General features: G+C 54.4%; 22 protein-coding genes and 1 other annotated feature. Of the genes, 5 read left to right on the top strand and 17 right to left on the bottom strand.

Features of this window, described 5'->3' with window-relative positions:
• Positions 1–62 precede the first annotated feature (62 nt).
• Positions 63–2,444, bottom strand: coding sequence for a phosphoenolpyruvate synthase (ppsA, locus tag FA92_RS07315; RefSeq protein ID WP_033782939.1), 2,382 nt, complete (start codon positions 2,442–2,444; stop codon positions 63–65).
• A 437-nt stretch (positions 2,445–2,881) separates the two neighbouring features.
• Here ppsA and FA92_RS07310 point away from each other — a divergent pair, with 437 nt between their 5' ends.
• Together FA92_RS07310 and FA92_RS07305 are read left to right on the top strand one after the other, a co-directional pair.
• Positions 2,882–3,709: a pyruvate, water dikinase regulatory protein gene (locus FA92_RS07310; RefSeq protein WP_013357691.1), complete on the top strand. Its 828-nt coding sequence runs from the start codon at positions 2,882–2,884 to the stop codon at positions 3,707–3,709.
• A 151-nt stretch (positions 3,710–3,860) separates the two neighbouring features.
• Complete coding sequence (locus FA92_RS07305; RefSeq protein WP_033782937.1) at positions 3,861–4,907, top strand: 3-deoxy-7-phosphoheptulonate synthase; 1,047 nt, start codon at positions 3,861–3,863, stop codon at positions 4,905–4,907.
• 7 nt (positions 4,908–4,914) lie between these two features.
• Here FA92_RS07305 and FA92_RS07300 read toward each other — a convergent pair whose 3' ends face one another.
• From FA92_RS07300 to FA92_RS07235, 15 genes are all read right to left on the bottom strand, one after another.
• Positions 4,915–6,366 carry a YdiU family protein gene (locus tag FA92_RS07300; RefSeq protein WP_033782935.1) on the bottom strand — a complete coding sequence of 484 codons (1,452 nt, stop codon included), beginning with the start codon at positions 6,364–6,366 and terminating at the stop codon, positions 4,915–4,917.
• A gap of 79 nt (positions 6,367–6,445) precedes the next feature.
• Positions 6,446–7,192, bottom strand: coding sequence for an EAL domain-containing protein (locus FA92_RS07295; protein ID WP_033782932.1), 747 nt, complete (start codon positions 7,190–7,192; stop codon positions 6,446–6,448).
• Positions 7,193–7,486: 294 nt separating this feature from the next.
• On the bottom strand, positions 7,487–7,945 hold the full coding sequence (locus FA92_RS07290; RefSeq protein WP_013357687.1) for an NlpC/P60 family protein: 459 nt from the start codon (positions 7,943–7,945) through the stop codon (positions 7,487–7,489).
• 68 nt (positions 7,946–8,013) lie between these two features.
• Positions 8,014–8,763 carry a vitamin B12 ABC transporter ATP-binding protein BtuD gene (gene btuD, locus FA92_RS07285; RefSeq protein ID WP_033782929.1) on the bottom strand — a complete coding sequence of 250 codons (750 nt, stop codon included), beginning with the start codon at positions 8,761–8,763 and terminating at the stop codon, positions 8,014–8,016.
• A complete protein-coding gene (locus FA92_RS07280; RefSeq protein ID WP_013357685.1) occupies positions 8,764–9,309 on the bottom strand; it encodes a glutathione peroxidase in 546 nt (181 codons plus the stop codon).
• Between the two features lie 50 nt (positions 9,310–9,359).
• Positions 9,360–10,343 carry a vitamin B12 ABC transporter permease BtuC gene (gene btuC, locus FA92_RS07275; protein ID WP_013357684.1) on the bottom strand — a complete coding sequence of 328 codons (984 nt, stop codon included), beginning with the start codon at positions 10,341–10,343 and terminating at the stop codon, positions 9,360–9,362.
• Positions 10,344–10,522: 179 nt separating this feature from the next.
• Complete coding sequence (gene ihfA / locus FA92_RS07270) at positions 10,523–10,825, bottom strand: integration host factor subunit alpha (RefSeq protein WP_003853259.1); 303 nt, start codon at positions 10,823–10,825, stop codon at positions 10,523–10,525.
• A 4-nt stretch (positions 10,826–10,829) separates the two neighbouring features.
• Complete coding sequence (gene pheT, locus FA92_RS07265; RefSeq protein WP_033782926.1) at positions 10,830–13,217, bottom strand: phenylalanine--tRNA ligase subunit beta; 2,388 nt, start codon at positions 13,215–13,217, stop codon at positions 10,830–10,832.
• Positions 13,218–13,231: 14 nt separating this feature from the next.
• Positions 13,232–14,215 (bottom strand): phenylalanine--tRNA ligase subunit alpha, encoded by a 984-nt coding sequence (gene pheS / locus FA92_RS07260; protein ID WP_013357682.1) that lies wholly within the window; start codon positions 14,213–14,215, stop codon positions 13,232–13,234.
• A gap of 71 nt (positions 14,216–14,286) precedes the next feature.
• Positions 14,287–14,412 (bottom strand) — a sequence feature (Phe leader region).
• On the bottom strand, positions 14,363–14,407 hold the full coding sequence (pheM, locus tag FA92_RS23245; protein ID WP_106120997.1) for a pheST operon leader peptide PheM: 45 nt from the start codon (positions 14,405–14,407) through the stop codon (positions 14,363–14,365). Its footprint overlaps the feature before it by 45 nt.
• 117 nt (positions 14,413–14,529) lie before the next feature.
• Entirely contained in the window at positions 14,530–14,886 is a 357-nt protein-coding gene (gene rplT, locus FA92_RS07255) for a 50S ribosomal protein L20 (protein ID WP_003853267.1), read from the bottom strand.
• A 44-nt stretch (positions 14,887–14,930) separates the two neighbouring features.
• Positions 14,931–15,128, bottom strand: a complete 198-nt coding sequence (gene rpmI / locus FA92_RS07250; RefSeq protein ID WP_004157374.1) for a 50S ribosomal protein L35 — start codon at positions 15,126–15,128, stop codon at positions 14,931–14,933.
• Positions 15,129–15,227: 99 nt separating this feature from the next.
• On the bottom strand, positions 15,228–15,779 hold the full coding sequence (infC, locus tag FA92_RS07245) for a translation initiation factor IF-3 (protein ID WP_033732471.1): 552 nt from the start codon (positions 15,777–15,779) through the stop codon (positions 15,228–15,230).
• Positions 15,780–15,782: 3 nt separating this feature from the next.
• Positions 15,783–17,711 carry a threonine--tRNA ligase gene (thrS, locus tag FA92_RS07240; RefSeq protein WP_013357680.1) on the bottom strand — a complete coding sequence of 643 codons (1,929 nt, stop codon included), beginning with the start codon at positions 17,709–17,711 and terminating at the stop codon, positions 15,783–15,785.
• 248 nt (positions 17,712–17,959) lie between these two features.
• The gene (locus FA92_RS07235) at positions 17,960–18,721 is read right to left on the bottom strand and encodes a DUF481 domain-containing protein (RefSeq protein WP_013357679.1); all 762 of its coding nucleotides are present in this window, start codon (positions 18,719–18,721) and stop codon (positions 17,960–17,962) included.
• 351 nt (positions 18,722–19,072) lie between these two features.
• Between FA92_RS07235 and ghoS the strand changes: the two genes are divergently transcribed.
• Both ghoS and FA92_RS07225 read left to right on the top strand, forming a co-directional pair.
• Complete coding sequence (ghoS, locus tag FA92_RS07230) at positions 19,073–19,393, top strand: type V toxin-antitoxin system endoribonuclease antitoxin GhoS (RefSeq protein WP_013357678.1); 321 nt, start codon at positions 19,073–19,075, stop codon at positions 19,391–19,393.
• Between the two features lie 79 nt (positions 19,394–19,472).
• On the top strand, positions 19,473–20,366 hold the full coding sequence (locus FA92_RS07225; protein WP_033782921.1) for a fructosamine kinase family protein: 894 nt from the start codon (positions 19,473–19,475) through the stop codon (positions 20,364–20,366).
• A gap of 12 nt (positions 20,367–20,378) precedes the next feature.
• Here the strand turns inward: FA92_RS07225 and FA92_RS07220 are convergent, their stop codons facing one another.
• A complete protein-coding gene (locus FA92_RS07220) occupies positions 20,379–20,915 on the bottom strand; it encodes a YniB family protein (RefSeq protein WP_013357676.1) in 537 nt (178 codons plus the stop codon).
• A gap of 149 nt (positions 20,916–21,064) precedes the next feature.
• Between FA92_RS07220 and hxpB the strand changes: the two genes are divergently transcribed.
• Positions 21,065–21,733, top strand: coding sequence for a hexitol phosphatase HxpB (gene hxpB, locus FA92_RS07215; protein WP_013357675.1), 669 nt, complete (start codon positions 21,065–21,067; stop codon positions 21,731–21,733).
• Positions 21,734–21,782: the final 49 nt, after the last annotated feature.

Below are 21,782 nucleotides of genomic sequence, written 5' to 3'. Positions count from 1 at the left end.
TGACCAGCTATAAACAGAAAAAGGCCCGCAGTGCGGGCCTTTCATCATTTCTGTAAGCTTTGTCAGGCGGTTTTGTTTAACTGTGCCAGACTCACCCATGTTTCCACTACGGTGTCCGGGTTCAGCGACAGGCTGTCAATGCCCTCTTCCATCAGCCATGCGGCAAAATCCTGATGGTCGGACGGTCCCTGCCCGCAGATGCCGACATATTTACCCTGCTGCTTCGCGGCCCTGATCGCCATGGAAAGCAGGGCTTTAACGGCTTCGTTACGTTCGTCAAACAGCGCGGAGACGACGCCGGAATCGCGATCCAGCCCCAGCGTCAGCTGGGTCATGTCGTTGGAGCCGATTGAGAAGCCATCAAAGTGCTGCAGGAACTGCTCTGCCAGCAGCGCATTTGACGGGATCTCGCACATCATGATGATCTTCAGCCCGTTCTCACCGCGCTTCAGCCCCTGACGGGCCAGCTCTTCCACCACGGCCTGCGCCTGATCCACCGTGCGCACAAACGGAACCATGATTTCGACGTTAGTAAGACCCATCTCGTTGCGAACGCGCTTTACCGCTTCACACTCCAGCGCAAAGCAGTCGCGGAAGTTATCCGCCACATAGCGACCTGCGCCACGGAATCCGAGCATCGGGTTTTCTTCTTCCGGCTCATAGCGTTCGCCGCCAACGAGGTTGGCATATTCATTGGTTTTAAAATCGGAAAGTCGGACAATTACGCGTTTCGGTGCAAATGCCGCACCAAGCGTGGCAATTCCCTCCGTCAGGCGAGCGATGTAAAACTCCACCGGATTATCAAATCCTTTCATCATTTTACGGATCTGCTGCTGCAGTTCCGGCGTCTGCTGATCAAATTCAAGCAGCGCTTTCGGGTGGACGCCAATCATTCGGTTAATAATAAATTCCAGCCGCGCCAGGCCAACACCTTCGTTCGGCAGACAGGCGAAATCGAAAGCACGATCGGGGTTACCTACGTTCATCATAATCTTCAGCGGCAGCGCAGGCAGTGAATCGACCTGCGAACTGGTGACGTCGAAGTCGAGCAGCTGATCATAGACGTAGCCGGTGTCGCCCTCGGCGCAGGAGACAGTGACCTGATGGCCCTCTCTCAGCCGATCGGTCGCGTCGCCACAGCCTACTACCGCTGGAATACCCAGCTCACGCGCGATGATCGCCGCATGGCAGGTTCGTCCGCCACGGTTAGTGACAATGGCTGACGCCTTTTTCATGATCGGCTCCCAGTCCGGGTCGGTCATGTCCGTCACCAGCACATCGCCTTTTTCAATGCGGTTCATTTCGCTGATATCGTGGATGACCTTCACCACGCCTGCGCCGATACGATGACCGATGGCTCGCCCTTCAACGACGACGCTGCCCTGACCCTGCAGCGTATAACGCTCCATTACCTGGCCATTTGAGCGCACGGTTTCAGGACGCGCCTGAACAATAAATAGCTTGCCGGTGTGTCCATCTTTGGCCCACTCAATATCCATCGGCCGCTGATAGTGCTGTTCAATCAGCACTGCCTGCTTCGCCAGCGCCTGCACTTCCTCATCGTTCAGGCAGAATCGGTCGCGTTCGGCCTCAGGCACATCTTCAATGCGTACCTGTTCGCCATGCGCCTGAGAATCGGCATACACCATGCGCACCTTTTTCGAGCCCATATTGCGACGCACGATCGACGGGCGATCCGCCGCCAGCGTTGGCTTGTGAACATAGAACTCATCCGGGTTAACAGCGCCCTGCACCACCATCTCACCCAGTCCCAGGGCGGCAGTGATGAAGACCACCTGATCAAAGCCGGATTCGGTATCAATGGTGAACATCACACCTGACGAGGCCAGGTCCGAACGCACCATGCGCTGTATGCCGGCAGAGAGCGCCACGCCACGATGGTCGTAGCCCTGATGCACGCGGTAGGAGATAGCACGGTCATTAAACAGTGAAGCAAAGACATGCTTGACCGCCACCATAACGGCGTCGATGCCCTGCACATTCAGGAAGGTTTCCTGCTGGCCGGCAAAGGAGGCGTCGGGCATATCTTCGGCGGTGGCAGAGGAGCGGACGGCAAACGACGCGGCCGCATCATCGGCAGAGAGTTGCTGATAAGCGTCCAGAATGGCAGACTCCAGTTCCGGCAGAAACGGCGTTTCCACCACCCACTGACGAATCTGTTTACCCGCTTTTGCCAGCGCATCAACATCATCAATATCCGTCTCATCCAGCAGCGCATAAATTCGCTGGTTCAGCCCGCTTTGATCGAGGAACAGGTTAAAGGCGTACGACGTGGTTGCAAAACCATTGGGCACGGAAACGCCCAGCGACGACAGATTCGTTATCATTTCACCTAAAGAGGCGTTTTTACCGCCTACCCGATCAACATCATGCATACCAAGCTGGTTATACCAGAGCACCAATGGCTGTTCCTGAGTGGACATCGCGCTTATCCTTTATCAATTATCAATGAATGGACACAGAGAGTGAGCTGTTTTCAGCCTGGCATATCACCCCATCAATAACGATCTGTTGAATCGTTAAAGCAGAATTTCAGCCGCAGTTTCGGAATTGTGAGCGGATTATTTTGCTGTTGCGCAAAGTCGCTATTTTTCGCTAACTTATTGATGTGACAGGAAATGGCAGATTTTCATCCACTTAAGCATTCTGTTTTGTTGCGCAACAGACGCAGGATTATTCGTGGCCCGTCCACGTTTTGAAAAGAATTCCGGCGACTCGAAACGCCTTTTCATTTTTGTTAGCGTGATGAAACTGCAGACAAATAATCCGGACAGACCTTCCAGAAATTAAAATCAGAGATGATTTATTAAGTCGCATCACTCATGCTGATGGCTCACTCCTGGCTGAGGCTGAATTCATTATGACAACTGACAGAAGCGTTTTTTATATCTCCGATGGTACAGCGATAACAGCTGAAGTCCTGGGCCATGCGGTGCTGTCGCAGTTTCCGGTTAATATCACCAGCCTGACGTTGCCATTTGTGGAAAATGTCCAGCGGGCGCTGGCGGTTAAAGCCCAGATTAACGCGCTCTATCAGCAGAGCGGCGTGCGGCCGCTAGTGTTCTTCTCCATTGTCACGCCAGAGGTGCGCGACATTATCGTGCAGAGTGAGGGGTTTTGTCAGGATATCGTGCAGGCGCTGGTGGCTCCCCTTCAGCAGGAGCTGGGCTTATCGCCTGCGCCGGTGGCACACCGCACCCACGGACTGGACGCCAGTAATCTGGGGAAATATGACGCACGTATTGCGGCGATCGATTACGCCCTGGCGCATGATGACGGCATCTCGCTGCGCGGGCTGGAAGATGCGCAGGTTATCCTGTTAGGCGTTTCGCGCTGTGGCAAAACACCCACCAGCCTCTATCTGGCGATGCAGTTTGGTATTCGTGCCGCCAACTACCCCTTTATTGCCGACGATATGGATAATCTCAAACTGCCGCCCGCGCTGCGCGCCCATCAGAATAAACTGTTCGGGCTGACCATCGATCCGGAACGGCTGGCAGCGATACGGCAGGAGCGGGCGGAAAATACCCGCTACGCCTCAATGCGCCAGTGCCGGCTGGAAGTAGGCGAAGTCGAAGCGCTGTTTCGCACCCATCAGATCCGCTATCTCAACAGCACTAACTACTCGGTCGAAGAGATTGCCACCAAAATTCTCGACATCATGGGCCTGACGCGCCGTATGTACTGAAAGGGAATCGGGTCAAAGATGTAAAGCGCCGCTGCCGTGGGTTTTGATTTCATTGTCAAATCACGGGTTGAATTCGCAGACTAATGGTTTATTGTGACCACCATCACTTCCCGGTATTTCACCGCTGCGAAGAACCGTTTTCGAGAAACTCATGAAAAAAACCGACGAACTGCGTACCGCACGCATTGGTAGTCTGATTACCCCCGCCAGTCTGGCGGCTGAACATCCTGTCTCCGCGGCGATTGCCGACAACGTCACCGTTGCCCGTAAACGTATCGCCCGTATATTGACGGGTGACGATCCGCGCCTGCTGGTAGTGATCGGGCCCTGTTCGCTGCACGACCCGAAAGCAGCCCTGGAGTATGCTGCGCGTCTGAACGCGTTACGCATCCGCTATGAAGATCGGCTGGAGATTGTGATGCGTGCCTACTTCGAGAAGCCTCGTACCGTCGTAGGCTGGAAAGGGTTAATCTCCGATCCGGACCTGGATGGCAGTTACGATGTGAACCGGGGTATCGGCATCGCCCGCAAGCTGCTGATTGATATCAACGCGCTGGGCCTGCCCACCGCCACAGAATTTCTGGATATGGTGATCGGCCAGTTTATTGCTGACCTCATCAGCTGGGGCGCGATTGGCGCACGTACCACCGAAAGCCAGATCCACCGCGAAATGGCCTCTGCCCTCTCCTGCCCGGTTGGCTTTAAAAACGGCACCGATGGAAACGTGCAGATCGCGGTGGATGCGATTCGCGCCGCACGCGCCAGCCACATGTTCCTGTCGCCGGATAAACTGGGCCAGATGACTATCTACCAGACCAGTGGCAACCCGCATGGTCATGTGATCCTGCGAGGCGGTAAACAGCCTAACTATCATGCCAGCGATGTCGCCGCCGCCGCGGAGCGTCTGGCGGCCTTTAATCTGCCAGAGCAGCTGGTGATCGATTTCAGTCACGGCAACTGTCTGAAGCAGCATCGTCGTCAGATGGATGTGGCGGCAGAGGTAGCAGAGCAGATTAAATCAGGATCGCGGGCCGTTGCCGGTGTGATGATTGAAAGCTTCCTGGAAGAAGGCAATCAGAAAGTGGTAAGCGGTGAACCGCTGGTTTATGGCCAGTCGATAACCGATCCCTGTCTCGGCTGGCAGGAGAGTGAACAGGTGCTCGCCCTGCTGGCCGAGGCGGTTTCTCACCGCTTCTGAGTCTGAATCAGCTGGAGCAGCTCACCTCTAAGGTTTTGCCCCAGTCTGGCGGCCGCTGACGATACTCAGCGGCTGTCTCATCACTGAAGGGCTGCTGTAACGCCTGATGCAGACGGGCCAGCGCCACCTGCTCTCCCCGCTCCGCCTCTTCAATCGCCTGCTGCGCCAGATAGTTGCGCAAAATGACAGCCGGATTAGCCGCCTTCATCACAGCCTGTCGTTCTTCATCACTAACCTGCTCATCCACGAGACGGTTGCGGTAGCGCTGATACCAGCCATCAAACGCCTCACGATCGATGAACTCGTCGCGCAGCGCTGAACGGCTTTCAGCCTGTTGGGTTTCACTCAGCAGCCGGAACGTCAGGGTGTAATCAGTGTGCTCCTGCGTCATCAGCGCCAGTAGATCGGTCAGAATCTGATTGTCATTGCTCTGTTGTGTCAGCAGGCCGAGTTTTGCCCGCATCCTCTCACCCCAGACCCGCATCAGTTCAGGTTCATAGGCGCTCAGCGCCGTCCGCAACTGCTCAGTGGTCAGCAGACCCGACAGCGCATGTGCCAGACGGTTGAGATTCCACATGCCAATCATCGGCTGATTTTCAAAGCTGTAGCGCCCCTGATAGTCGCTGTGATTACAGATAAAGTCAGGCTGATAATCATCCAGAAAACCAAACGGGCCATAGTCGATGGTCAGGCCAAGGATCGACATATTGTCAGTATTCATGACGCCATGCGCAAAACCCACACTCTGCCACAACGCAATCAGGCGCGCGGTGCGTAACACAATGTCGGTAAACCACTGTTGATAGCGGTCCGCTTCCTCTTCCAGATGCGGCCAGTGATGACGAATGGCGTAGTCAGCCAGTTGCTGCACTTTCTCCTGCTGCTGACTGTAAAAGAAATGCTCGAAATGACCGAAACGCAGGTGGCTCGGTGAAATGCGCATCAGCATCGCGCCACGCTCAGTGGTTTCGCGGTAGACCGGCTCATCGCCTATCGACAGAGTGAGTGCGCGCGTGGTGGGGATACCCAGATGGTGCAGCGCTTCCGAGGCGAGAAACTCACGGACGCTGGAACGGATCACGGCACGACCATCGCCCATGCGGGAATAAGGCGTCAGGCCTGCCCCCTTGAGATGCCAGTCAAGTTTGCTGCCATCATCCAGACGCTGTTCACCCAGCAGGATACCGCGCCCGTCACCGAGCTGACCCGCCCAGACACCAAACTGATGGCCACTGTAGACCTGCGCCAGCGGCTGCATGCCGGGCAGCAGTGCCGCACCGTGCCAGACATCGTGACCGTGACCTTCAAAGAGCGCGCTATCCAGCCCCATTGAGGTTGCAAGCGGTGCGTTGTGATACAGCAGACGTCCGCCTGCCAGCGGCGTGGGGTTCAGCGCGGTATAACATCCGGTCAGCTCACGGAACCAGGTGTTGTCAAAAGAGGCCTTGCCTGCAGACATTGTTTCTCCCATGCGATACTCAGCGATACGTAGGTTAGTCCTTTAGTGTAACGCTGATAGCAGGGATTAACAGGTTCTGTCAGCCGGGATGCTGAGAGGAAGGCATGCGCTCGTCGGCACAGAGCAGTGAACGCAGTGCGTCAGATTTTACCACCGGGAAGAGCGCACCCTGAAAATCGGCACCATTCAGCTGGCTGACTTTATCGAACAGCACTTCGTCATCAATGCCGCAAATAATCAGCCGGTCACAATGGGCGCGGAAATTATCAATAATGCTCTGAATAAATGGCACAAATGAAGCGCGTTTTGCCAGCGATTGAATAAATTCTTTGTCGAGACAGATGCAGCTGAATAAATTATCGTAGACCGCATTAGAGGGTGTTTTGCCCGCGCCAAAATGTGAAAGCGCTAAATTAAACTCAGCATGCAGGCTCGCCAGCAGCGGATTATTTTTGCCCAGCTTGAGTTGCGGAAACGTTTCAGTGATATTCAATAGAATGAAAGGCAGCTGTTTTATTTTGCGCATGACTAATTCACTGGCAAGCAGCGTCCGGGCCATGCCTTCATCAATACGGATAAAAGCTGACACGGAATGCGCTTCAAATAATCCGCGATTCTGCTCCAGCAATCCAATCTGGCTTTGCAGCAGACGTAACTGCTGCGACTCATCAAGCTGGGGAAGCAGCAGATCCTGAGGCAGGGTGATGGGCGCACTTTCATGCACAAACTGTGTTACCAGCTCGACAGCGGTCAACCGTCCATCAACATCACAGACAGGATAAAACCAGATTTCCGACTGATAGTCGGCCGAGAGATGAATTTTCATTTTAATGCCAGAATATGCGGCGATAGGGATATCGTATAGGAATGGTCAGCCGCAGGCAATAGTGCCAAATCATTGAAGAGACGAACTTCTTTACCCTTCCATTTCCGTTTGGCAACAACCGATCACGCTTAAGCCAAATAGTAGTGATAAAACACCGGTTATTAGTGGAATTAAATCAGCCATTATTCTGTTTATTAAAATACTCGTCCTAAACGTTCATTTAAAATAAAACTTTTACTCGTTGTTTTAACTCTATTTAAAATTGGACTTAAGTCTGATTTCGCGAAGGTGCTGTTAAATACGGCGAGCCTGCCAGAACACTTTTCGCCAGTAGACATTGTCGAGTGAGGAGCGAATGACGCCCTGACTGGTCGAGGCGTGGATAAAAGCGTTATCGGTATCATAGATGCCCACATGCAGGCCATTTTCACCGCGTCCGGTTTTGAAAAAGACCAGATCGCCTGGCAGCAGTTCATCTTTGCTGATGCGGGTGCCAATATCGCTTTGGGCTGAGGTGGTGCGCGGCAGTTGCAATGCAAATTTATCGCGGAAGGTCAGATAGACAAAGCCGGAGCAGTCAACGCCGTTACGACTCATGCCGCCATAACGATAAGGCGTACCGCGCCAGTGACCGAGCTGATCGTTCAGTTCCGCTATCACGGTGATTGAATCGGAAAGACGGCCATTAATCGGCGGGGCGTGATGACTGCATCCCGTCAGCAGCAGAACTAAAATCAGCAAACCCAGGCGCATCGCCAAATGTCCTTATCAGAAGTTGCAACCGGCATAATGTAGCGGTAAAGCCCGCCAGGTAGCAAGTGTCAGGGCAGAACGGTCAGCAGCGTGCGTCCTTCAAGTTCAATCTGCCGGAAAGCAATCTGGTAGAGCAGTGTCAGGCGCTGCGGCGTCAGAACCTCTGAAGGTTCGCCCTGCGCGATCACCTGCCCGCTATCCATCAGCCAGACCCTGTCTGCCTGCTGCAGGCTGTGGTTAAGATCGTGACTGCTGGCGACAACACTAACACCCGACGCGCACAGCGCCGCAATCAGATCGTCCACCGCTTTTTGCTGGCCGATATCCAGCGCCGTCAACGGCTCATCAAGAATCAGCAGCCGCCCGCAGGGGTTGATGTGAGGATCGATCTGGGCACAGACGGCTGCCAGCCGGACGCGCTGCCATTCCCCGCCGGAGAGCCGGGTCAGTGAACGCGATAACTTATCCTGCAGCTGAAGCCGCTGCAGCAGCATGCTGAGACGGGTATCGGCCTGTGGCCCCGCCGGTTTCAGGTGCAGACGCAGATAGTGCCAGACCGGCATCTGACTCAGTGGGGCCTGCTGCTGTGGCAGCCAGCCGCGCACCCTGGACAGTGCCGCGCCGTTCCAGTTACTCAGCGGCTGTTCATCCAGTAACACCCTGCCGGAGGCGGGTTGCAGCCCCGCAATGACACTCAGTAAGGTGCTTTTACCGGCTCCGTTCGGGCCTGCAATGTGCAGCAACTGACCGGCGGCAAGCTCGCCGGTCAGTGGCAGCAGCCGTCCGGGGACGGCAGCCTGTTGCAGGCGCAACAGCATCTATTTTGCCAGCGCCTGTTTAATCGTTTCCAGAATGATGGGATCTTCCGGGGTCATGTCAGGTGCAAAACGCTGAATCACACTACCGTCACGGCCAATCAGGAACTTTTCAAAGTTCCACAGGATGTCGCCCTGCTCTTTCGGCGCGCGCCCTTTACTCTCCATACGTTCGTAAAAACCGCTGCCTTCCGGACGCACCGCGTCAGGCCGGGCCGCAATCAGCTGCGCATAGAGCGGATGACGCGCCGGGCCATTAACCTCGGTTTTGGCAAACAGCGGGAACGTTACGCCATAGGTGGTGCTGCAGAAAGTTTTGATCTCCTCACTGCTGCCCGGTTCCTGCTCCAGAAACTGATTGCAGGGGAAACCGAGGACGCTGAAGCCCTGATCCTGCCAGGCTTTCTGCAGATTCTCCAGCTCTTCGTATTGCGGCGTCAGGCCACATTTCGAGGCAACGTTGACGACCAGCAGGACTTTGCCCTGCCACTGTGACAGCGTGGTTTTTTCCCCGTCGAGCGTAACCAGTTCAGTCTCATAAATATTCATGCTTTTTCCTGTAATGGATGCGGTTGTGGATGCAGAGTAGCCAGCCGAAGCTAGCGCGAAGATTTCACCAGTAAAATAATAAACAGTGGCGCGCCCAGTGTCGCCGTCACGACGCCTATCGGCAACTCCGCTGAAGTCAGTGCCAGCCGCGCCACGATATCGGCGGCCAGAAGCACCGCCGCGCCCGCCAGCGCCGATGCTGGCAGCAGATAGCGGTGATCGCTGATGCCGCTCAGACGCAGCAGATGCGGGATAACAAGCCCGACAAAGCCAATGGCGCCGGCCATCGCGACGCTGATGCCCACCAGCCAGCCCATCGCCAGTACCAGCAGGTTACGCCAGTAGAAAAGTGACAGCCCGAGCTGACGGGCGGACGTCTCGCCCAGGGCCAGCAGATTGAGAATCGGCCCGGTCGCCCCCAGCGCGAGCATCACCGGCAGCAGTGCCAGCATCATCCAGCCATAGCGCCAGTCAATGCCGCTGAATCCGCCCATCATCCAGTACATCAGCTGACGCAGATCGAGACTGGTGCTGAAGTAGACCGCCCAGGTCATGATGGCACTGCAGATAATCCCCAGCGCCACGCCGGTCAGCAACAGCCGGGTGACCGAGAGCTGACGATGGGCAAAATGCAGCAGGATTAGCGTAATTATCAGCGCACCGGCCATCGCCGCCAGCCCCAGACTCCACAGCGAGCCGCTGCCCAGCAGCACGCCGAGCACCAGACCGATACCTGCGCCGTTCGAAACGCCGAGCAGGCCTGGCTCCGCCAGCGGATTGGTAAACAGCGCCTGCATCACCACGCCGCATACTGCCAGCGACGCCCCCACCAGGACGACCGCCAGACTGCGGGGCAGCCGCAACTGCCAGACAAAGAGCTGTCCGCTATCGCTGAACCACGCAGAGGGCGCGATCCAGCTGTCCCCGGCACAGAGGCTGAGACAGAGCAGTGCAGAGAGCATAAGGGCGAGCGCAATCAGCCATTTCTGGCCGCGTTGATCGGCCTGGCGCGCGAACGTATCGAGCAGAGACATAAGCGGGATTAGCTGAGAAAACAGTGATTTGATTGTAGAGGGATTGGTGAAAAAAGAAAGGCTGATGAGGCGGTCTGCGCCGGGATGGCCTGGACTCTAAAGGATAGGATGAGCGGCAATGCTGCATGCTGTCATTATGAAAAAAGGCCGCTTTCGCGGCCTTTTTGAAACGCTGAAATTCAGTCAGTCTCTTTGGGTGTAGCGTTCTCTACGCGGCTTTTCAACTTCTGTCCTGGACGGAACGTTACTACGCGACGCGCAGTAATCGGAATATCTTCACCCGTTTTCGGGTTTCTGCCAGGACGCTGGTTCTTGTCACGCAGGTCAAAATTACCAAACCCAGACAGTTTTACCTGTTCTCCATTTTCCAAAGCGCGACGTACCTCTTCGAAAAACAGCTCTACTAACTCTTTGGCATCGCGTTTGCTCAGCCCGAGTTTCTCAAACAGGTACTCTGACATCTCAGCTTTTGTAAGCGCCATAGGTTCAATCCCTCAAGGTTGCCTGGAATCGCTCTTTTAATGCCGCAACGCATTTGCCAACGGTCGCGGCAATCTCCTCTTCTTCGAGTGTCCGGCTGGTATCCTGCAAAATCAGGCTGATTGCGAGGCTCTTGTAGCCCTCAGAAACGCCCTTACCGCGGTACACGTCAAACAAGTTTACGCCAACTACCTGATTTACGCCAACTTTCTTACACTCCGCAATGATATCTGCTGCAGGGACGTTTTCAGCCACTACAACGGCAATATCACGGCGGTTCGCCGGGAAGCGAGAAATCTCGCGCGCGTCAGGCAGGACGCGGTCTGCGACCTTATTCCAAAGCAGTTCAAAGACTAAGGTGCGGCCATTGAGATCAAGCTTACGTTCCAGCTCAGGATGTACAACGCCGATAAATCCGATATGTTCATCATGCAAATAAATCGCCGCGCTCTGTCCTGGATGCAACGCCGGATTCGCCTCAGCCCGGAAGCTAATCTCATCCAGTTTGCCGGTTAAATCGAGCAGCGACTCTAAATCGCCTTTCAAATCATAGAAGTCAACTGTCTGACGCGCCAGATCCCAGTGCTCTTCAACACGGTTGCCGCTGATGACGCCAGCCAGCATAAGATCCTGACGGATGCCTAAATCCGCCTGCGTATCTGGCACAAAGCGTAAGCCGCTCTCGAACAGACGTACACGGCTCTGCTGACGGTTCTGGTTATAGACCACCGCACTGAGCAGACCGGTCCAGAGTGACAGACGCATGGTCGACATATCACTGGAGATCGGGCTTGGCAGTAACAGCGCCTCTTCACCCGGATGCAGCAGCTGCTGGATTTTCGGATCGACGAAGCTATAGGTAATCGCTTCCTGATAACCTTTATCCACCAGCAGGTTTTTCGCGCGTTTCAGCGACAGATTCGCTTCACGGTGACGGGTCATGACCAGACCGGCCTGAACAGGTACATCAGGAATATTGTTGTAGCCATAAATACGGGCCACTTCTTCGACCAGATCTTCTTCAATGGCCATATCGAAGCGCCAGCTCGGCGCGACGGCCTGCCACTGCCCTTCACCTGCCGTCACGTCACAGCCGAGACGCGTCAGAATGTCGGTAACCTGCTCATCCGCAATCACGTGACCAATCAGACGGTCCAGCTTTTCGCGACGCAGCGTGATCGTGGCGGGTACAGGCAGGGCTGCCTGATGGGTCTGATCGATGATCGGGCCTGCTTCACCGCCGCAGATGGACAGCAGCAGTTGGGTAGCACGCTCCAGCGCGGTATGTTGCAGCGCCGGGTCAACGCCACGCTCGTAGCGATGAGACGCGTCGGTATGCAGACCGTGACGACGGGCGCGGCCAGTGATAGAGAGCGGATCAAAGTACGCACACTCGAACAGGATGTTCTGCGTTTCGCCGTTCACACCCGAATGTTCGCCACCAAAGATTCCGGCCATCGCCAGCGCTTTCTGATGATCGGCGATCACTAAAGTATCACTCTGCAGGGTGGCTTCAGTGCCATCCAGCAGCGTCAGCTTTTCGCCCTCTTTCGCCATGCGCACCACGATACCGCCATCAATACGGTCAAGGTCGAAGGCGTGCATTGGCTGACCCAGCTCCAGCAGAACGTAGTTGGTGATATCGACGACAGGATCGATAGAGCGAATGCCGCAGCGACGCAGCTTCTCTTTCATCCACAGTGGCGTAGCTGCCTTAACGTTAATTCCTTTCACGACACGGCCCAGATAGCGCGGACAGGCTTCTGGCGCGTCAACCTGAATCGGGAACGTGTCGTTAAGCGTCGCCGCGACCGGCTGCATCTCCGGCACGTTCAGCGGTAAACCGTTGAGCACCGCGACATCACGGGCGATACCGATCAGACCCAGACAGTCGGCGCGGTTAGGCGTGACGCTGATTTCAATGGTGTTGTCATCCAGCTGCAGGTACGCGCGGATGTCGGTGCCAACTGGCGCGTCAGAAGGCAGTTCGATGATACCGTTGTGATCATCGGAAATACCCAGCTCGGAGAACGAGCAGAGCATCCCTTCAGAGGGCTCGCCACGCAGTTTAGCCGCTTTGATTTTGAAATCACCTGGCAGCACAGCGCCGACGGTCGCGACAGCAACTTTCAGTCCCTGACGGCAGTTCGGCGCGCCACAGACGATATCCAGCAGGCGATCGCCACCGACGTTGATTTTGGTGACACGCAGCTTGTCGGCATTGGGGTGCTGACCGCACTCCACGACTTCACCAACCACAACGCCGTGGAACACACCGGCGACGGCATCAACGCCGTCCACTTCCAGACCGGCCATGGTGATTTGTTCAGACAGCGCAGCGCTGTCCAGGGCTGGATTTACCCATTCGCGTAACCAGAGTTCACTGAATTTCATTGGATATCCTGCCCTTACTTAAATTGTTTGAGGAAACGTAAATCATTTTCGAAGAAAGCACGCAGATCGGTCACGCCATAGCGCAACATGGTCAGACGCTCCATGCCCATACCAAAGGCGAAACCGGAATAAACTTCCGGATCGATGCCGACGTTGCGCAGCACGTTAGGGTGCACCATGCCGCAACCCAGCACTTCCAGCCACTTACCGTTTTTACCCATAACATCCACTTCTGCCGATGGCTCAGTGAACGGGAAATAAGAAGGACGGAAGCGAATCTGCAAATCTTCTTCGAAGAAGTTGTTCAGGAAATCGTGCAGCGTGCCTTTCAGGTTGGTAAAGCTGATGTTTTTATCCACGATCAGCCCTTCCATCTGATGGAACATCGGCGTGTGCGTCTGGTCATAATCGTTACGGTAGACGCGGCCTGGCGCAATAATACGGATAGGCGGCTGCTGAGCCTGCATGGTGCGGATCTGCACGCCAGAGGTCTGCGTACGCAGCAGACGCGTGGCGTCGAACCAGAAGGTATCGTGATCGGCACGCGCCGGGTGGTGCGCAGGAATATTCAGCGCATCGAAGTTATGATAATCATCTTCAATTTCGGGCCCTGTTACCACGCCAAAGCCTAACTCGCCAAAGAAGGTCTCAATGCGATCCATGGTGCGGGTGACCGGATGCAGACCGCCATTCTCGATACGACGACCCGGCAGAGAGACATCAATGGTCTCTTCAGCCAGACGGGCATTCAGCACCGCGGTTTCCAGTGCATCTTTACGGGCATTCAGTCGATCGGTGACCTGCTGCTTCGCTTCATTGATTACCGCACCCGCTGCAGGACGCTCTTCTGCTGGCAGCTCGCGTAGCGTCGTCATCTGCAGTGTGAGATGTCCTTTCTTACCCAGGTATTCGACGCGCACCGCGTCAAGGGCGGCGATATCCGTCGCCCCGTCGATGGCCGCCGTGGCGCTGGCCACCAGTTCTGCGAGTTGGGACATAGTTTCCTCTTTTTCCAGTCAGGCTGGTCAGTTCTCGTTGGGACCTGCCGGTCCAATATGCTAGCGCCAGAAACAAAAAAGCCTCCACGAGGGAGGCTTTTAGCGCGATTTTTCGTTTCTTCTCTTATGCGCAAAAGCCCCCGAATGTCAGGCGCTAAAGTAAAAAAAGAAACGGAAAATAGCAGCATTCATGCTTGCGGTTACCTTGTCATGCGATACAGGGGGTCTATTGAAAAGCTCAGCGACGAAAATGTCAATCTTTTGCGTAAGTTACAGGCAATAAAAAAGGGAGCAAGCTCCCTTTTCCATCTGACTTACGCCAGGGCTGATTTCGCTTTTTCGACCAGTGCAGAGAATGCCACTTTGTCGAATACTGCGATGTCGGCCAGGATCTTACGGTCAATCTCAATGGCTGCTTTTTTCAGACCATTGATGAAACGGCTGTAAGACATGCCGTTCTGACGCGCCGCTGCGTTGATACGCGCGATCCACAGCTGACGGAACTGACGCTTACGCTGACGACGGTCACGGTAAGCATACTGACCAGCTTTGATAACAGCCTGGAAAGCAACACGGTAAACACGTGAACGTGCACCGTAATAGCCTTTAGCTTGTTTTAAGATTTTTTTGTGACGTGCGCGAGCAACTACACCACGTTTTACACGAGCCATTTAGCTCTCCTGTTTAATATTCTGAATTAATGAAAAAAATTTACTTATGCGTACGGCAGGCAGGCAATAACCAGACCCAGATCGCCTTTTGACACCATGCCTTTAGGGCGCAGGTGACGTTTACGCTTAGTAGATTTTTTAGTCAGAATATGACGCAGGTTTGCGTGTTTACGCTTGAAGCCGCCAGAAGCGGTCTTCTTGAAGCGCTTAGCCGCGCCACGTACAGTTTTAATCTTTGGCATTTTAAAAATATCCACTTCGCATTGTTAATAACATGACCCAGACAGGCGAACAGATAACCGCACAGCGCGAACGCTGCGCGGTCATTGCTACTTGAAAGCCTACTGTTTCTTCTTAGGAGCGAGCACCATGATCATCTGGCGGCCTTCGATCTTCGAAGGGAAGGATTCGACAATGGCCAAATCCAGATCTTCACACAGGTCTTTACGGACGCGGTTAAGCACTTCCATACCGATCTGCTGGTGCGCCATCTCACGACCGCGGAAGCGGAGCGTGATTTTGGCTTTATCGCCATCTTCCAGAAAGCGAATCAGGTTGCGTAGTTTGACCTGATAGTCGCCATCATCGGTTCCAGGACGGAATTTGATTTCCTTAACCTGAATAACTTTTTGCTTCTTCTTCTGTTCCTTAGAAGATTTGCTTTTTTCATAGAGGAACTTGCCGTAATCCATAATACGGCAGACCGGCGGTTCGGCATTCGGGCTGATTTCGACTAAGTCGCCGCCCGCTTCCTCGGCTTTTTCCAGAGCTTCGCGTAATGTGACAATGCCAATCGGCTCGCCATCCATGCCCGTTAAGCGCACTTCAGTTGCGCGGATTTCACTGTTAATTTTGTTCGGACGCGTCGGTAGTACTCGTTTTCCGCCTTTAATACTTTATTCCTCCAATTGGTGAAGATTTCGGCTGCGAATCTCTTGTTGAAGTTTCTCAACAAACAGATCGACATCCATCGATCCCAGGTCTTTACCACGGCGGGTGCGAACGGCAACTTTGCCAGATTCCACCTCTTTATCACCGCAGACCAACATATAAGGGACGCGACGTAATGTGTGCTCGCGGATTTTAAAGCCTATCTTCTCATTTCTCAAGTCTGCCTTCACACGAATGCCAGCATTCTGCAGCTTACGCGTCAAAGACTCAACATATTCCGCTTGTCCGTCGGTAATATTCATTACCACAACTTGCAGCGGTGCCAGCCAGGTTGGGAAGAAACCGGCGAATTCTTCGGTAAGAATACCGATGAAGCGCTCCATCGATCCCAGAATCGCACGGTGAATCATCACTGGCGTCTGACGGTCGTTGTTTTCACCCACGTAGGTTGCTTCAAGGCGTTTTGGCAGGGAGAAGTCTAGCTGAACTGTTCCGCACTGCCAGGCGCGATCAAGACAATCGTACAAAGTGAACTCAATTTTAGGGCCGTAGAACGCGCCTTCACCTGGCTGGAACTCAAACTCAATGTTGTTTTCGTTCAGCGCAGCGGCCAGGTCTTCCTCGGCACGATCCCACATCTCATCTGTACCGATGCGCTTCTCAGGACGGGTGGATAACTTCACCACAATCTTTTCAAAGCCGAAGGTGCTGTACATGTCATAAACCATGCGGATACAGCTGTTCACTTCGTCACGCACCTGCTCTTCTGTACAGAAGACGTGTGCATCATCCTGGGTAAAGCCGCGAACGCGCATCAGACCGTGCAGCGCACCTGATGGCTCATTACGGTGACAGCTACCAAACTCTGCCATACGCAGCGGCAGGTCACGGTAGGATTTCAGACCCTGATTAAAGATCTGAACGTGTCCAGGACAGTTCATCGGTTTGATGCAGTATTCACGGTTCTCAGATGAGGTGGTGAACATTGCTTCTTTATAGTTTTCCCAGTGCCCGGTTTTTTCCCACAGGACGCGGTCCATCATGAACGGACCTTTCACTTCCTGGTACTGGTACTCTTTTAATTTGCTGCGGACAAACACTTCCAGCTCACGGAAGATGGTCCAGCCGTCATTATGCCAGAAGACCATACCGGGTGCTTCTTCCTGCATGTGGTAGAGATCCAGCTGCTTACCAATCTTACGATGGTCACGCTTCGCCGCCTCTTCCAGACGCTGCAGATAGGCTGCCAGCTGCTTTTTGTCTGCCCATGCGGTGCCATAAATACGCTGCAGCATTTTGTTGCTGCTGTCGCCGCGCCAGTAGGCACCGGAGATCTTCTGCAGTTTAAAATGATGGCAGAACCGCATGTTCGGCACGTGCGGACCGCGGCACATGTCGACATATTCTTCGTGATGATACAGGCCAGGCTTATCGTCATGGCTGATGTTTTCATCAAGAATAGTGGTCTTGTAGATTTCGCCGCGCGCCGCAAAGACGTCGCGTGCTTCCTGCCAGCTGACCTTTTTCTTCACCACATCGTAGTTGGTTTCAGCCAACTGATGCATGCGTTTTTCCAGCAGGTCGATATCTTCCTGGGTCAGGGTACGATCGATGTCGACATCATAATAGAAGCCGTTATCAATGACCGGGCCGATCGCCATTTTGGTATCCGGCCACAGCTGTTTAATTGCGTGCCCTAACAGGTGCGCACAGGAGTGACGGATAATTTCCAGACCCGCTTCATCTTTTGCGGTAATGATCGCAACAGCGGCATCGTCGGTGATGGGATCAGCAGCATCAACCAGTTCACCGTTAACGCGGCCAGCGATACAGGCTTTCGCCAGACCTGGACCGATGTCCAGCGCAATATCCATGACACTGACAGGGCGGTCAAACACGCGCTGGCTGCCATCAGGAAGCGTAATTACAGGCATTTCATGTCCTTATTTGCAGTGGTAAGCCACACGAAAGCTTACATGCAACGTAATGTAAAATGAGTGACCTGGCGTGATATCAGACCCACATTGTCGGAATGTCGCCAGGATTGCAGTGCGGAGCAGATGATAGCAGTTTTCGCCGACGAGAAAAACCATCCCCTTTTCGCTAAGCCATGGAGTGAACAAAAAAAAGCGGCCTGACACACAGTGTCAGGCCGCCGGGCTTGCCGCAGGCAAAAATGCGCTTACATCGCGTAAGAGAGCATGATTGAGGTTTTGGTGTCGGTGCGATCTGGCGCAGACTCAGCCGGATTGTTGTTCCAGGTGACGTTGTAAGCCAGCTTCAGCGCGAAGTGGCTATTGATAGCGACCTGCAGGCCGGTTTCAGAGTTCACCGTGGTGTCTTCACCGAAGCTGCTCAGCACGGATACGCCCTGAATAAATTTGGTGGTATCGGTCAGCTGCCACTGATAGCTCACAGCGCCATAGCCCAGCGCCTTGGTCTGATGACCGCCAGCGTGGTAATCGTCATAACGTACACCCGGACCAAATTCCGCACGCAGCGAGTGCACTGGACCGTTCAGGATCTGACGACCGTAACCGGCAGTCAGCACGTCACGTGAATCGTAACCATTGAAACGATCGCTTAACCAGCTCGCCTGGCCAAACAGGTAGTCATAGGAGTTGAGGTTATAGCGTGAACGACCACCGATGTTGTACGTCTCTGAAGAGCGTTCATCATTTGACGAGGTGTTCGCTGCGTTACCCCACAAGCTGTAGGCCATAGATGACTGATACCAGGTCATATTGGTCTGAGCAGTCAGCGATGAACTGGTGGTGTTACCGGTTTGCGCCAGGTATCCCGCAGAAGCAGAACCTTCAAATGGCTTTTTAGCCGTGGAAGGGTCATCCATTGAGGTGAATACGGCGTTATCGGCCAGTGCCTGGTGACAAAACGCTCCGGCGGAGAGCAAAAGAACAGCAGACAGCTTGTTATAGGCTTTCATTAAATGTGATCCGTGCGACTGTTTAAAAAACGGAGAGTCTGAAGCGTTTTGCCGGGCATTCAATGCAATTTACGGTAAGTTTTGTAAAAAATTATTAACTTACACAAAATGCCTGGAATCACCCTGACAACCCATGTTAATTGGGACTCATCTTATTAACGTCGCGCATTATAGTGCTGCCCAAATGAAAAGCCAGACGTAACGGCAGAAAGATTTTTACGTCATGGGCAGTACTCCTGACACTGATTTACGCTATGCGTCACGACAGACACCCAGCATCTCTTTCATAATTCGCCTGAATTTTCACCATAGTCTACGCTCAGTTCAGTTTCTCTTTCCCGGAGGTGCCTTATGAGCAACACTGCCCTGACCCGCTATATCGTGACCTTTCATTATCAGGAGTCGGGATTAAGTGACATCCTGGAGCTGACCAGCGCGATGACCGCCGCCGGTTTCACCACCACACTGGCCGATGAAAATGGCCATCCCCATGAGCTGGGCACGAACAGTTATGGCATTGTCAGTACGCTGGACGCTGAGGATCTGCGACAGCAGGTTGCGGCTGCCGGTGAAAACGCCCTGGGTCAGAAACCGGATGTGACTGTCATCACCTTTGAAGAGTATCTGCGGGACACTGCCAGTCATCGCCCCGCCACCTCAGCGCCGGAATAAAAAGGTGCAATCACGCTGGTTTTGGTGAATATTCAGGCATCAGCATCGGACTTACGCAGCGAACAACGAGGATAGCCCTATGTGGTCAGCCATCAGTCGTCTGTTAAGCGAGCAGTTAGGCAACGCCGAAATCACTCAACGTCACGCCCTTGCGGGTGGTGATATCCATCCCACCTGGCATATTCGCTACGGTGATCACGATGTCTTTGTCAAAAGTAACAGCCGCGAGATGCTGTCGCTTTTTACCTGGGAAGCCGACCAGCTTGCCTTGCTGGCGCGCACCGGCACGGTTCGGGTGCCAGAAGTGTATGGTGTGGGTCATCATCGCGAGGAGAGCTTTCTGTTGCTGGAATACATCAGGCCACAGCCGCTTAATGAGCAGAGTGCATATCAGCTGGGTCAGCAGCTGGCGCACCTGCACCAGTGGAGCGAACAGACGCAGTTCGGCCTCGATTTCGACAACAACATCACCACCACGCCCCAGCCCAATAGCTGGCTGCGGCGTTGGTCGGTCTTTTTTGCCGAACAGCGCATTGGCTGGCAGCTGCAACTGGCGGCCGAAAAGGGAATTCAGTACGGGGATACCGAGCTGATTATCGCCTCCGTGCAGCGGGTGCTTGCGTCACATCATCCGCAGCCGTCGCTGCTGCATGGCGATCTCTGGCCTGCTAACTGCGCCAGCAGCGGCAATGGCCCCTGGCTGTTCGATCCCGCCTGCTACTGGGGCGACCGTGAGTGCGATTTAGCCATGCTGAGCTGGTACCCTGACCTGCCCCGCCAGATTTATGACGGTTATCAGGCTGTGTGGCCCCTGCCGGATGGTTTTTCGCAGCGTCTGCCGGTCTACCAGCTCTACTATCTGCTGAACCGGGCTAACGTGTTTGGCGGGCACTGGCCCGGCGATGCACAGTTCGCCATTGGCCAGTTGCTGGATGAGGATGCGCTCGGCACCCGTCAGGCCAGACCGGCCTGACGGCGTTCACGGTCAGATAAAGCCCAGCAGCGACAGCGCAAAATATCCGGCTATCGCAATCACCACTGGCAGGACATAAAGCGGGAAGATCTGCAGGAAGATGGTGTGACGAGGAACGCGCACCTTCTCTTCCAGTTGCTGACGGCTGCGTCCTTCACTGCCCTTTGCCTGCTCCAGAATCATCTGATCTTCAATGCCCTCTTTGACGTGACGTGCCTGCCGTCCCATCCGCGCGCCTGATGATTCCAGCGCCAGCCCGACAAAAATCAGAATGTAGATCAGCCAGAAACCCAGATTCATCTGACCGTTAAATTCCGGTACCGGCGAGTTATGCCAGAAAACGTTCAGGAATGGCGTGTTGAAGCGCAGCATATCGACAATGACATGGACGAAATCAAGCATAACGGCGTCAATGCCCGGCTGCTTCTCGCTGTGCTTAAACATAAAGCTCAATACCGAAATAATGGTCGACAACAGTGCCACTAAAAAGAGCACCCAGCCCACCACGCGCTTAAGGATGGCGATACGGCCAGCCTGTTGATAGGTCATAATATCTCCTGAACCTGGAATCCAATTTGCCGTCAGTCTACCTGCCAACGAAGAAATTTCCCAAATAAAGCGTGGTCAATCGGATGAAGCATGCGTCAGCAGAGAATGATGTTATGGTTAAACCGACTTTATTTATAAGGAGACCGCTGATGACCTGGCACCGCCCTGTCCTTGCTGCCCTGTTTGATATGGATGGCTTACTGATCGATTCTGAACCGCTGTGGGATCAGGCTGAACTGGATATCTTTTCAACGCTGGACGTCGACCTGTCACGACGCAGTGAAATGCCCGATACCCTTGGCCTGCGTATCGACCAGACTGTGCGGATGTGGTACGAAACGCTGCCCTGGCAGGGCCCCTCTCAGCAGGAGGTTACTGACCGTATTATTGCGCGCGCCATGACGCTGGTGGATCAGACGCGGCCGCTTCTGCCTGGCGTGGAAACGGCGCTGCAGCTGTGCCAGGAGCAGGGAATGAAAATCGGCCTGGCCTCAGCATCGCCGCTCATGATGCTGGAACAGGTACTGGAGATCTTCAACCTGCGCCACTATTTCGATGTGCTGGCTTCAGCAGAAGCACTGCCCTACAGCAAGCCCCATCCGCAGGTCTACCTTAACGCCGCCGCCAGCCTGGCAATTGATCCACTCAACTGCGTCACGCTGGAAGACTCGTTCAATGGCATGATCGCCACCAAAGCGGCCCGCATGCGGTCGATTGTGGTGCCTGCCGCTGAACACCGCGAAGACCCCCGCTGGGCGCTGGCGGATGTCCGGCTGGACAATCTGACCCAGCTTAGCCTGCAGCATCTGCAGGGATGATAAACAGCCCGCGCATAGCGGGCTTTTTTTTGCCCGCTGCGCCTGCCGG

The sequence above is a fragment of the Pantoea sp. 9140 genome, assembly GCF_000745295.1.
Taxonomy (GTDB): Bacteria; Pseudomonadota; Gammaproteobacteria; order Enterobacterales; family Enterobacteriaceae; genus Pantoea; species Pantoea vagans.
Note: the sequence above shows the minus strand (reverse complement) of the source record. Positions and strands in the feature narration are given on the sequence as shown.